Raw genomic sequence first — 12,660 nt, 5'->3', positions numbered from 1 at the left:
TTTCCGAGCAAAATCAATCGCAAACTGCGCTTAATTTTGGCGTCAATCCGTAACGCAAGATTTTGCTTTGCGGCGAAATCTCCTTCACTTTTCACATCAGCAATCTCGATCCAGTCGCACACAATATTGACTTAGACCTACCGGGCCATGCTGCGCAAATGGTAAAGAACGCGACCCGTTCGGCGTTACGGAATAATCCACGAATAGCACAGGAAAACATCGCAAAAAGCATCGGAAGTTTTCCCGCCACCTAAATCCCGAACCGCCAGGGAAAACAGGAAAAGCTCCCATGGTTTACCGGGCCGAAAATCGGCATCATGACAAGGCAAGAAACGTCCGCCGTGGATCGCATCAAACATATCGGCGGGTTTTCTTATCCCTCAAAGCAACAGAGCAGGACACAGAATTAGTGGCGAGCAAAATCAGCGTTTTATTGGTAGACGACCATGCGGTGGTCAGAGCCGGGTATAAGACTTATTTATCGTTGTCGGAACGGATAGGCGACATCTACGAAGCCGATAGAGGCGAAACCGCTTGTCAGGTATATGCCAAGCAAACCCCGGATGTGGTGGTGATGGATTTATCGATGCCCGGCTTGGGCGGCCTGGAATCTGTGCGCCGCTTGTTGAGCCGTTATCCCAACTGCAAGATTTTGGTATTCAGCATTCATAACGAGTTGGTCTACGTAACCAGAGCGATCAAGGCCGGCGCCAAGGGTTATATCACCAAGAATAACGAGCCAGACACATTGGTGACGGCGGTATGTACGCTGGCCGAGGGCGGCACTTATATCGAGCCCGATCTGGCGCAGCAATTGGCCGTTAATATGGCCGTCGGCCAAGATGAAGCCTTTAAAGTGAAATCGCTGTCGCCGCGTGAATTCGATATCTTCTGTTTGTTAGCCAACGGCCTAAGTACGCGCGAGGCCGCGGAAAAGCTGTGCTTAAGCTACAAAACCGTCTGCAATCACAGTACCGCGATCAAAGAAAAATTAAGCGTTAAAACCATGTCGGAGCTGACCTTGCTGGCCAGCCGCCAAGGCATCGTCAAAACCAGCACCGAAACCTTGAATATTTCCTGACAACACAAGAGCCGGAGCACTTCGTCGTTCTCTGGAACGAGACCAACCGGATAGGCTGCAAACCCATCCGGTCTGATTTAATTATTTCTCCAACTTCGCTTTCAAGCCATTTAAACCATTCTTGAAAAACTGCGTCATGGCTTTTACCGCCGCCTCGTCGCTTAAATTTTCCGGCGGCGTGTTGCCTGTATCGCCCCGGTAAAAGCGGCTTTTAAACGTTACCACGCTAGTGTCGGCGCTATCGCCTGGCGCCACTTTGACATCGACAGTGTGAGAACTGGTTGGGAAGGCTTTGGGATTTTCGGTTTTCAACCGGTAACTATATTCATGTTCCGGCTCGCTGTAATAATCCAGTTCTTCAACGATGGCTTCGCCATTTTGAAAGGTCAAGGTACGGATGCCGCCCGATTGGTTTTTGCCGTCGCCAACGCTTTTTTGTAGATCGGTTTGCCAATTGGCAATGTCGTCGAAATTTTTCAATTCCGCCCAAACCTTGCTAACCGCTGCATGAATGGCAATCGACTCCTTGGCTTTTTGCGGGGTCGGACCATGCGCCAGAGCCTGCGAAGCAAATAGCGAAAGTCCGATTGAAATAATGATGTGTCGCATGAGCTATACCGAGAGGTAGTGAAAAAGCCGGTATTATCCTTGCCAGCAAGCCATCACCATCGGGAACAATACCCGAAATAACCAGGGAAAATTCATTTAATCGAGCCCGCCTGTCCTTAGCGTGCCGTCATGCAGCCTTTCAAAAACAGACTAACCGTCTGACGCACCCATTGCTCTATCTCCTCGGCATCCGGGGTCGGTTCCAACCCTAATTGCAATCGTTGCAGACGCTCGCCGCGCACGGCGCTGATGAATTGATCCGCCAGAAAATGCGGATCTATGTCGGCGATGTAGCCGGTCTGCTGTTGGCGGATAAAAAATTGCTTCAACAGTTCGAGCGTACGCCTTGGTCCTTGTTCGTAAAACTGCGTGGCGAGATCCGGAAACCGCGGCGATTCGCCGATCAAAATCGCCCGCATCCGCAGCACATCCGGCCGGGTAATTTGAAATAGAAATTGCCGGGCGAAACTGAGTAAGGCCTCTTCTAATGGCGAATCGTCGGACAGGCTACCGATAAACTGATCGCTGCACCGCCGTATCAAGGCACCAAACAAACCGGCCTTGCCGCCAAACTGGCTGTAAACCGTACGCAGCGAAACTCGCGCGTCGCGAGCGATGGTTTCCATGCTGAGATTGCCGTATCCGTGTTCGAGAAAAAGCTGTAAAGCGGCATCAAGCAATCGATCCCTGCTTAACTGCTCGTCGCCCTTACAGGGACGTCCACATTTAACCATGTTATTTGCGCTCACAAAATTAATTGACTTGGACAAAGATCATACCCTAGACTAAATGGTAATAGATATTACCATTTTTACTTTAAGACTTTTGAGGCATTACGGAAATGGCGGAAAACACAGGCATCCAGGTGGCAATAACGCAAGCGGTTCCGCATGCGGAAGGAGTCCGTAAAAACGTTCGGCGACACGCCCCAGCAATACGCCTGTTTGGCTTTGCTAGTCTCGGTATCGCTATCCAACTGGGTATGTCAGGTTGCGGCGAATCCGCTAGTACACCGGCCGCGCCACCGCCGGTCAATGTCAAAATCGCCCAAGCGTTGAGTAAAGAAACCACCGAATGGGACGAGTACACCGGCCGCGTGGAAGCCGTCAACGCCGTCGATATCCGCGCCCGCATTGGGGGTTATCTGGACAAAGTCAATTTCGTCGCCGGCGCCAAAGTCAAAAAAGGCGACCTGTTATTTCAAATCGACCCCAAACCGCTGAAGGCTCAGCTTAACTATGCCGTCGCCGAGTTGGAGCGCGCTAAAACCAAACGCGAGTTGGCGAAGAACGATCTGAGCCGTGCCGAGAACCTGTTCAAAGCCAAGGCCATTTCCGCGGAAGAATACGACATGCGCAATAAGGGCCTCCGCGAAGCCGCCGCCGCGGTCGAATCCGCCGAAGCGAATGTCAACACCGCCAAATTGAATCTGGAATACACCGAAATCCGCGCGCCTATCGCCGGCCGCGTAGGCCGCGAACTGATTACCGCCGGCAATCTGGTCAGCGCCGATACCACGCTATTGACCAACATCGTTTCCACCGACCCTGTCTACGTGTACGTCGATGCCGACGAACAATCGGTACTCAAATATCGCCGTCATGCGCAACAGCACGGCAAAGGTTCGACCGACCTGAAAGGTACGCCGGTAGAACTGGCGGTAGCCGACGAAAGCGGCTTTCCACACCAAGGCCAGTTGGATTACATCGCCCCGCGCGAGGATGCCGCCACGGGTACGCTGAGCCTGCGCGGGGTATTCGCCAATCCTGACGAATTGCTCAGCCCCGGCTTTTTCGCCCGCTTGCGGGTGCAGGCTTCGGCTTCTTATCCGGCGATGTTATTGCCCGACCGTGCCATCGCCACCGATCAAGCGCAACGCTTTGTCTGGATAATCAATCAGGATAATCAGGCGGAATATCGGCAAGTCACGCCGGGTTCGCGGATCGGCGATATGCGCGTTATCCGTAGCGGGCTGCAGGCCGGCGATTGGGTAGTGGTGGAAGGTTTGCAAAAGCTCAAACCGGGCGCCAAAGTCAATCCGGAACGCATCTCGCTGGCCGATCAAGGAGCGCGCTAAATCATGGATAAATTCAGCCATTTTTTCATCGACCGGCCGATTTTCGCGGCGGTATTGTCGATAATAATAGTGTTGGTCGGCAGTCTGGCGCTGATCGGCCTGCCCATAGCCCAGTATCCGGAAATCGCTCCGCCGACCGTAATGGTCAGCACCAACTATCCCGGTGCTAACGCTAAGGTGGTGGCCGAAACCGTGGCGACGCCAATTGAACAGGAAGTCAACGGCGTCGAAGATATGTTGTACATGTCTTCGCAGTCCACCAATAGCGGCGCGATGGCATTGACTATCACCTTTAAGCCCGGCACCAACCTCGACAAAGCCCAGGTGTTGGTACAAAACCGGGTGGCGCTGGCCGAACCCAAACTACCCGAAGAGGTCAGACGCCAGGGTATCAGCGTGAAAAAGCGCAGCCCGGATTTGAGTCTGGTAGTAAACCTGATCTCGCCGGACAAACGCTACGACAGCGTTTACATGAGCAACTACGCGCTGCTGCAAATCCGCGATACGCTGGCGCGTTTACCCGGCGTCGGCGATATCCTGCTGTTCGGCGCCCGCGACTACAGCATGCGCCTGTGGCTGAATCCGGAAACCATCGCCGCACGCAATCTGACCGCCGCCGAAGTGGTCAATGCGGTGCGCGAGCAAAACGTGCAAGTGGCGGCCGGCGTGGTCGGACAACAACCGTCGCCGAACAATGCCGAATACCAATACACGGTCAGCACCCTGGGCCGGCTAACCGAACCCGAGCAATTCGGCGACATCGTCATTAAACAAGGTGAAAACGGACAGGTCACACGTCTGAAAGACGTCGCGCGTATTGAGTTGGGCGCGAAAGACTACAACTCCGGCCTATTCCTGGATGGCGAACAGACCGTCGGTCTGGCGATTTTCCAACTGCCGGGCTCCAATGCCATCGACACCAAAAAAGCCGTGGTCGAGGCGATGGAAAAACTCAAGACCCGCTTCCCGGAAGGACTGGATTATGTACTGGTCTACGACACCGTGGTATTCGTGCAGCAGTCCATCGACGCGGTCGTCAAAACCCTGTTTGAAGCGCTGTTGCTGGTGGTATTGGTGGTCATCGTGTTCCTGCAAAACTGGCGGGCCACGGTGATTCCGTTGCTGGCGGTGCCGGTATCGTTGATCGGTACTTTCGCAGTGATGTCGGCACTGGGCATATCCTTAAATACCCTGTCATTGTTTGGTCTGGTATTGGCGATCGGTATTGTGGTTGACGACGCCATCGTAGTGGTGGAAAACGTCGAACGTCATATTGCCGAGGGATTGCATGCCCGGGAAGCCACTAGACTGGCGATGTCGGAAGTAGTCGGCCCAGTGGTCGCGACCGCCTTGGTATTGGCAGCGGTATTCATACCCACGGCCTTCATTACCGGCGTCTCCGGCGCGTTTTACAAGCAGTTTGCGTTGACGATCGCCGTCTCCACCGTCATTTCGGCGTTCAACTCGCTGACGCTGAGTCCGGCTTTATGCGCCCTGTTACTCGACCGCGCCCATGGCGATAAAGACACTTTCACCAAAATCGTGGACCGCTTGTTTGGCTGGTTTTTCGTCAGTTTCAACCGTTTTTTTGATCGATTCAGTACCGGTTATTCGCGCCTGGTCGGCCGCTTGATTCGGATGACCAGTGTGGTGCTTGTGTTATACCTAGTCCTGAACAGTCTGAATTTCCTGGCGTTCGAAAAAGTGCCGACCGGATTTATTCCACAGCAGGACCAAGGCTATCTAGTGCTGTATGCGCAACTGCCCGACGCCGCCTCGCTGGCCCGTACTCAGGACGTGGTGCAGCAAGCCAGCAAAATCATTCTGGAAACCAAGGGCGTACAGCACGTGAATGCCTACGCTGGCTGGTCGATTTTGAGCGGCGCCAATCAGTCCAACGTCGCGACCATGTTTGCCCGCCTGGGCGCATTCGACGATAGGGCCGGTCATCCGGAACTACATGCCGATCAGGTGATCAAGGACTTGAGTCAACGCCTATCCAGCATTCCCAATGCCCGTATCGCGGTATTTCCGCCGCCGCCGATTCGCGGCATGAGTTCGGTCGGCGGTTTTAAATTGCAGATCGAGGATAGAAACAATGCCGGCATCGACGAATTGCAACGCGTGGCCAACGAGATGTTGGGCAAAGCCAATAAACAGCCGGGCCTGGTGGGCTTGTTTACCACCTTCGCATCCGGCGTGCCGCAACTGTTCGTGGACGTCGATAGAACCCGGGTCAAATCGATGGACGTGCCCTTAAAGGATGTGTTCGATACCTTACAGATTTATATGGGTTCCTTATACGTTAACGACTTCAATGCCTTTGGCCGCACCTATCAAGTGGTCGCGCAAGCGGACGCCAAATTTAGAATGTTGCCGGGCGACATTAGCGAACTAAAAACCAAAAATCGTCAGGGCGGCATGGTGCCGTTGGGCGCGGTCAGCGATGTGAAGGAAATCTCCGGCCCGGATAAAATTACCCGCTACAACATGTATCCGACCGCGGAAATCAACGGCAGCACCCTGCCCGGTGTCAGCTCGGGTCAAGCCATCAGCACCATGGACAAATTGCTGTCCGCCGAATTGCCGCCGGGATTCGACTTCGAATGGACCGAGCTAAGCCTGCAGCAAGTCTTGGCCGGCAACGTGGCGATGCTGGTTTTTCCACTCAGCGTCATCTTCGTATTTCTGGCGCTTGCCGCCCAATACGAAAGCTGGTCATTGCCGTTCGCGGTGATTCTGATCGTACCCATGTGCATTTTGTCGTCTATGACCGGCGTCTGGTTAAGTCATATGGATAACAATATTTTCACGCAGGTCGGCTTCATCGTCCTGGTGGGGCTAGCCAGCAAGAACGCGATCTTGATCGTCGAATTCGCCAAGCAGCGCCAGGAAAGCGGCCTGAACCGTTTCGAAGCCGCCGTGGAAGCCTCGCGCATCCGTTTGCGGCCGATTCTGATGACCTCGTTCGCCTTCATCATGGGCGTGTTCCCACTGGTCGTCGCCCAGGGCGCCGGCGCCGAATCCAGGCGCTTGCTGGGTACGGCGGTATTCAGCGGCATGATCGGGGTTACCCTTTTCGGTCTATTACTGACGCCTGTCTTTTATGTCGTGGTACAGAGCGTGGCCCAGCGCTGGCGCCCGCAGCGCAGACAGCCCGACCTAGCTCATCAACCCTCAACGGATGCATCGCAATGATTCGGCCATTAACAAGACGCCAACCCCGGCAGCGCGCTGCCTATACCGTTTTCGGCTTAATGTTGCTGAGCGGCTGTGCGGTAGGCCCGGATTACGAATTGCCGGCCACCGCCGATTTGCCGGCGAGTTTTGCCAATGCCAAACCTGCCGAATTCTCGGACCGCGATATCGAAGTTCAGTGGTGGAAACTATTCAACGATCCGCAACTGAGCAACTTGATCGATAGTACGATAAGCCATAACTACGAGCTGAAAGTCGCCCGCGCCAACCTGTCCGAAGCGCGCGCCCTCTACCTGGAAACCGGTTTGAATCTGTTACCGACCGTAACCTCGCACGCCAATTACACCGAGCAGAAGCGCAGTACCGGCTCATTCAATAACCGCACCGGGGTTTTTCCGCGCGAATTGAAGCTGTACAACACCGGTTTCGACGCGTCCTGGGAAATCGATTTCTTCGGTCGCGTGCGCCGCAATGTCGAAGCCAGCAACGACGAGGTCGAAGCGCAAGAAGCCAGTCTGCGCGACATCGGCGTCAGCCTGATTGCCGAAGCGGCCCGGAATTATTTCGAGTTGCGCGGCTTGCAAAACCAATTGGCCGTCGCCCAAAAAAATGCCGACAACCAAGCTCAAACCCTGGAAATGACCCGCGTCAAACTGGAAAACGGCCGCGGCACCGAGTTGGACACGTCCAGAGCGCTGGCGCAGCTCGAAAGCACCAAGGCCAGCATTCCGCGCCTGGAAAGCGCGATAGCGCAAGCCATCCATCGGCTCAGCGTATTAACCGGGCAAATGCCGGATGCGTTGACCGGCACTTTGACGCAGTCGGCGCCGCTGCCGAAAGCGCCGGATGCTATCCAGATCGGTAGCCCGGAACAACTGTTACGCCGGCGTCCGGATATCCGTATCGCCGAACGCAGTCTGGCCGCCGCGACCGCGAGAATAGGCGTCGCCACTGCGGACCTGTTTCCGCGCGTGACTTTTGTCGGCAGTCTGTCTCTAGAAGCCAGCACCCTATCCGGCATCGTTGCACCGGGATCGGAATCGTATTCGGTAGGCCCGAAAATCAGCTGGGCGGCATTTGATTTGGGCCGAGTTTACGCCCGTATCAAAGCCGCCGACGCCCGCGCCGAAGCCAGCCTGGCGCAGTACGAACAAACCGTACTCACCGCCCTGGAAGAAACCGAAAACGCGTTAGTCAACTATCGCCAAGAGCGCGCCCGCCGCAGCTCTTTGCTGGCGGCGGCTCAGGCCAGCGAAAAGGCAACCGAATTGGCGCATCTGCGTTACCAGGAAGGCGTATCCGACTTCCTCACCGTGCTGGACAGCGAACTGCGGCTATTGCAGGATCAAAGCCAATTGGCGCAAAGCGAAACTGCCACGGCTACTGCGCTGACCGCTGTTTACAAGGCTTTGGGTGGGGGTTGGGTGGAGTCATCCGAAACACCGGGCAAGCTGGAAACCAGTCTTGTCCAATAGACTCTTACGACCCACAGACGATGATGACCGGCATTTTGCCGATTTACGTGAACGGGTATATTGAGGACTGTAGGATGGGTAAAGCAACGCGAAACCCATCGACTTCAATCGCAAACAAGTCAGGAGATGGGTTTGCAGTGGTGGGCTAGGTTGAATGACAATGAAACCCAGCTCAGAGAGGGTGTAAGAATTTTTGTGTAAACGGTCATTAGGCAGGAAACTGCCCTTACTTTGAGGAGTAACTATGACCTTACCCAAATCGATCCCAACCGACCTAATCGATACCTTATTGTCCGGCTATCAAAAACCGGAAGACCTGCTGGGCGAAAATGGCCTGCTGAAACAACTCACCAAGGCGCTGGTGGAGCGGGCTTTAGAAGCTGAAATGACCGAACATCTGGGGCATGGCAAGCATGAGTCTGTCAGTAATGCTACGGGGAATACGCGCAACGGCAAAAGCCGTAAAACGCTGAAAGGTGATTTTGGCGCATTGCCGATTGAGATTCCACGTGATCGTCATGGTCAGTTCGAGCCGCAAATCATTGGCAAACACCAATCCCGTTGGACGGGCTTTGACGACAAGATTATTTCGCTTTATGCCCGAGGGCTGACGGTCAGGGAAATCCAGAGCCATCTGGAAGAGCTGTATGGCACTGAAGTGTCGTCTAGCTTGATTTCCTCAGTGACGGACGCCGTGATTGAGGAAGTGAAAGCCTGGCAAACGCGACCGCTCGACCCGGTTTACCCCATCGTTTATCTCGATTGCATCCACGTCAAAGTGCGCGATACCGGTGCGGTGCGGGTCAAGGCCGTTTATCTGGCGATTGGAATTAACCTAAGCGGGGAAAAGGAAGTGCTGGGCTTATGGATTGCCCAAACCGAAGGTGCCAAGTTCTGGTTACAGGTGGTGACAGACCTGAAAAATCGCGGCGTCCAAGACATCTTCATCGCCTGTGTCGATGGCTTGAAAGGCTTTCCCGAAGCGATTGAAACCGTCTATCCACACACAGCCGTTCAACTGTGCATCGTGCATTTGGTCCGCAACAGCCTCAACTATGTCGGCTGGAAAATGCGCAAACAGATCGCCGCCGATCTCAAGCAGATTTACCAGTCAGCCACCGTCGCCAAGGCGGAGCAGAAGCTGGCTGAGTTCGAGGTGCAGTGGAACGAGGCCTACCCTCCCATTGCCCAAATTTGGCGACGTCATTGGGATCGGATCATCCCCTTTTTCGACTATCCGCCGGAGATACGCCGCATCATTTACACCACCAATGCCATTGAGTCGGTCAACATGAGTTTGCGGAAAATCACCAAGAATCGCGGTTCATTTCCCAGTGATGAAGCCTTGTCGAAATTGTTCTATTTGGCCCTGATGAATATCAGTAAAAAATGGACCATGCCTTTGCATGACTGGAAAGCCGCGTTGAATCGGTTTAGCATTCAGTTTGAAGACAGGATGCACAATCGATAATTAAATCCCGTTTACACAAAATTCAGGACACCCTCAGCTCAGAAGCTGATAAGCTTTCTAATCCAAAGAGCGGTTATAACGAAAAGAAATTCTGTTATTTGAAAGCATTTTCTGAGTTTCGCGTTGCTCTACCCAGCCTAATGTCTATACTTCTTTTTGCTTTGTAAGCTAATGGACGCATTTTATATAAATGACAGTTTAACTATCACTTAAGCCTTCCTCGTCCAAGGTAAGATTGTATCTCCTTAGTCTATCGCATTTTAGTCTATCCGATAATTCGGACATTAGCGCAGTCACTCTTCCTGGCTCATAATCTTTCCATTCTTGCACATCATTCATGATATTGTGAAAAACATCGTCGCGAAGCCTGTGTCCCAGTTGAATTCCAAATACGCTTGGAAAAATTGTTTTAAAGCCCTCTCGAACTTGACTGCAGTTTGGTGACATTGCTATGTAATTTAGAATGTACTCTGGTTTCATAATATACTGAGCTCTTTTTGTTTTAACAATATCTACAGTATGGCGAAGAACCCTGGTTTGATTTGTCATCCACCACGTTTTTAATCCAAACTCGGATACTGAGCTTTGCTCCTTATACTTTGTTCGTAATCCGTATATACCGTGAACAAGTAATGCTGTATTGTGGGCCAGTGCAGAATTTTTTTTATCATCACAAGTCAACATAGCTTCTGCTAGTGAATTAACTGCATCACCATTACAACAGGATTCGAGTTCAGAGTTTTCAATAAAACTAAGATTATATTCAGAAAGTAAGTATTTTTTTAGCTCATCTATGCCATATTGATTATCAATATTAGAATAGGTAATAAACTGCCCTAAATAGGCGGTCCAACTTTTGACACGACCTTCTTCTTTTGCATAAAAATATGATCTGATTAGTATTTTTCCACTATTACGGGCTATCTCTTTTGTTATGTACGGCTCCATATGACAAAAATAGTTAATAAACTCGTAGTATGTCCCTTTAATATGCTGAAACACTTCTTCCAGAACACACTCTGATAAATACATTTTAATGCCTGAGGCAGATGCCATTTTTAGCAAGTTCCTCGCAACTTGATCTTCGTTGTCTAAATAACGTTCTGACAAAGCTTTTACCAGAATATCACTACCCAAGAAAAGACGGAATGAAGCCGCCATAGAGCTAAAATATTCAATTATTTTTGGATCTGCCTGTAAGGCGAATAGCAAAACATAAGTCCTTGATAAGTTGGTTAGATATTCGCGCTGATTGGGTGATGCGTGATAAAAAACCTTCCTAATAATTGTTTCCATATGCTCGCGATAATTAATGGCAGAACTATTGGGATATCCCGCTCTTTCAATCGCATCATCAATGCAGTCAGAAACAATTGGAGGTGCAATATTTTTTTCATTGGATACTAGAAAATGAGAAAACAATAGCCCCTGTTTTTCAAAAACAGAGTGAACCACTTCGCTACATAGATCGGCTATTTTTTGATACTCGCCATCATCAGAGTCGAACAATTCCGATGCCATTAGTTTAACTTCCTCGATGAATTTTATTTTTAGGCTCTCATCAGACTGATTTTCTTCTTTTATAACTAGTCTTGTATTGTAGGGTAGGCAATACTTTTTTTCTTTTTGATACCATCGCACTTCCCGTCCTGCTTCGTCCTTGGTTCGTAATTTTTCTAACCGTTGTTGAATTTGGTTTTTTAGTAATTTTGTTGTCCAAGGAAAACGGTCGAATATTTTCGATGTTATTTCAGATTCTGACATAAGTATGCTAGTATCTGGATCAGTTTCAGATAAGGCCAATAGGATCATGCTATCAGTTAAAGAATGAATTAACTTTCTATTTCCTAAACGATTTGTGACCTCATGTTGAAGAAAAACAAATGCCGATGGGTCTTGAACATGGGACGATATAAATGATTCATCCGATCTGGCGACACGCTCTAGAAACTGTGTGAATACCGATAAATGATTGTTGTACGCAGCAATAGTACCTATTGAATCATTTATGTGGCTAGATATATATTTTCTATCTCTTATCTTAACTCTTACATCCAGTTCTTCAGATAAAAGATCCTCCTCTTTGTCTATGTGAGGTATAACCCTTGGAGATAGATAATAAAGTGTAGTGACCGTCCTGCCGAACTCATTTAAACGTTCAACTGTTTTTCTTATTTTGTTTCGATGATTTTCTTGCTTTGTAAATTGATAAAAAATCCGAGCGTTCTCGCATTGATAAAGCCCATCAGCTCCGCCGTCTTTAGTTCCACCCAGCGGTACAAAATTTCGTCCTTCAAGCACAGAAAGGAAGTCTTGCGCGAAACTCTCAAAAGCTAAACCTTCAACTTTTTCCAGCGCCACTTGTATAAGGTCTGGGTGTACATTCTTGTCTTGCATAGTCATGCATATTTCCTGATGATTCTGTGCCGAAATAAATGTTTTTCTAGCGAGACATATTTTAGGTGAATTTCAATATGCCTAGTAGCAAGTAACAAACTATAAAAGAAGCAGGCGTCGATACAAACAAGCTTAGCGACCGTTTTCAGCCCGGCAGGATGCGGTAAACAACGTGCACCGCATCGTTCGCGATTGGTGCGGTTCGTAAACTCACCACACTCTGCGCATCTGCTATTGGCTGGACAATTGTTCGTTTCACCTGACAGATTTTGACCAGCACTTGCATCGCCCGTGAGATTCTAAGTGTCTAATGAAATTTTTTAACATTTTCTGGCAGGATCTACGGTATTTT

The 12,660-nt window shown here is 50.7% G+C and carries 9 protein-coding genes; 5 read left to right on the top strand and 4 right to left on the bottom strand.

The window, feature by feature from the left end; all coding sequences use genetic code 11:
* Positions 1-185: 185 nt before the first annotated feature.
* Positions 186-359, bottom strand: a complete 174-nt coding sequence (locus ACH50O_RS05235; RefSeq protein ID WP_446810978.1) for a hypothetical protein — start codon at positions 357-359, stop codon at positions 186-188.
* Between the two features lie 50 nt (positions 360-409).
* On the opposite strand from ACH50O_RS05235, the gene ACH50O_RS05230 reads away from it, so the two are divergent.
* A complete protein-coding gene (locus ACH50O_RS05230; RefSeq protein ID WP_446810977.1) occupies positions 410-1,081 on the top strand; it encodes a response regulator in 672 nt (223 codons plus the stop codon).
* A gap of 81 nt (positions 1,082-1,162) precedes the next feature.
* On the opposite strand, the gene ACH50O_RS05225 is transcribed toward ACH50O_RS05230, so the two are convergent.
* On the bottom strand, positions 1,163-1,690 hold the full coding sequence (locus ACH50O_RS05225) for an SRPBCC family protein (protein ID WP_446810976.1): 528 nt from the start codon (positions 1,688-1,690) through the stop codon (positions 1,163-1,165).
* Positions 1,691-1,806: 116 nt separating this feature from the next.
* Complete coding sequence (locus ACH50O_RS05220) at positions 1,807-2,424, bottom strand: TetR/AcrR family transcriptional regulator (RefSeq protein ID WP_446810975.1); 618 nt, start codon at positions 2,422-2,424, stop codon at positions 1,807-1,809.
* Between the two features lie 248 nt (positions 2,425-2,672).
* Here ACH50O_RS05220 and ACH50O_RS05215 point away from each other — a divergent pair, with 248 nt between their 5' ends.
* The 4 genes from ACH50O_RS05215 (at position 2,673) to ACH50O_RS05200 (ending at position 9,911) form a co-directional block, all read left to right on the top strand.
* Complete coding sequence (locus ACH50O_RS05215) at positions 2,673-3,767, top strand: efflux RND transporter periplasmic adaptor subunit (RefSeq protein ID WP_446812115.1); 1,095 nt, start codon at positions 2,673-2,675, stop codon at positions 3,765-3,767.
* Positions 3,768-3,770: 3 nt separating this feature from the next.
* Positions 3,771-6,965, top strand: a complete 3,195-nt coding sequence (locus ACH50O_RS05210) for an efflux RND transporter permease subunit (protein ID WP_446810974.1) — start codon at positions 3,771-3,773, stop codon at positions 6,963-6,965.
* A gap of 59 nt (positions 6,966-7,024) precedes the next feature.
* A complete protein-coding gene (locus ACH50O_RS05205; protein ID WP_446812114.1) occupies positions 7,025-8,440 on the top strand; it encodes an efflux transporter outer membrane subunit in 1,416 nt (471 codons plus the stop codon).
* 244 nt (positions 8,441-8,684) lie between these two features.
* Positions 8,685-9,911 (top strand): IS256 family transposase, encoded by a 1,227-nt coding sequence (locus ACH50O_RS05200; protein ID WP_446809210.1) that lies wholly within the window; start codon positions 8,685-8,687, stop codon positions 9,909-9,911.
* A gap of 198 nt (positions 9,912-10,109) precedes the next feature.
* Here ACH50O_RS05200 and ACH50O_RS05195 read toward each other — a convergent pair whose 3' ends face one another.
* On the bottom strand, positions 10,110-12,314 hold the full coding sequence (locus ACH50O_RS05195; protein WP_446810973.1) for a hypothetical protein: 2,205 nt from the start codon (positions 12,312-12,314) through the stop codon (positions 10,110-10,112).
* Between the last annotated feature and the right edge of the window lie 346 nt (positions 12,315-12,660).

The organism is Methylomonas sp. 2BW1-5-20, from assembly GCF_052474515.1.
The sequence above is the reverse complement of the archived record's forward strand: the minus strand, read 5'-3'. Positions and strand labels throughout refer to the sequence as shown.

What these genes read in the sequence shown, in the direction of transcription:
- ACH50O_RS05220 (WP_446810975.1), bottom strand. Translation starts at nt 2,424, where the DNA reads ATGGTTAAATGTGGACGTCCCTGTAAGGGCGACGAGCAGTTAAGCAGG.
- ACH50O_RS05215 (WP_446812115.1), top strand. Translation starts at nt 2,673, where the DNA reads ATGTCAGGTTGCGGCGAATCCGCTAGTACACCGGCCGCGCCACCGCCG.
- ACH50O_RS05210 (WP_446810974.1), top strand. Translation starts at nt 3,771, where the DNA reads ATGGATAAATTCAGCCATTTTTTCATCGACCGGCCGATTTTCGCGGCG.
- ACH50O_RS05195 (WP_446810973.1), bottom strand. Translation starts at nt 12,314, where the DNA reads ATGACTATGCAAGACAAGAATGTACACCCAGACCTTATACAAGTGGCG.
- ACH50O_RS05225 (WP_446810976.1), bottom strand. Translation starts at nt 1,690, where the DNA reads ATGCGACACATCATTATTTCAATCGGACTTTCGCTATTTGCTTCGCAG.
- ACH50O_RS05200 (WP_446809210.1), top strand. Translation starts at nt 8,685, where the DNA reads ATGACCTTACCCAAATCGATCCCAACCGACCTAATCGATACCTTATTG.
- ACH50O_RS05205 (WP_446812114.1), top strand. Translation starts at nt 7,025, where the DNA reads ATGTTGCTGAGCGGCTGTGCGGTAGGCCCGGATTACGAATTGCCGGCC.
- ACH50O_RS05235 (WP_446810978.1), bottom strand. Translation starts at nt 359, where the DNA reads ATGTTTGATGCGATCCACGGCGGACGTTTCTTGCCTTGTCATGATGCC.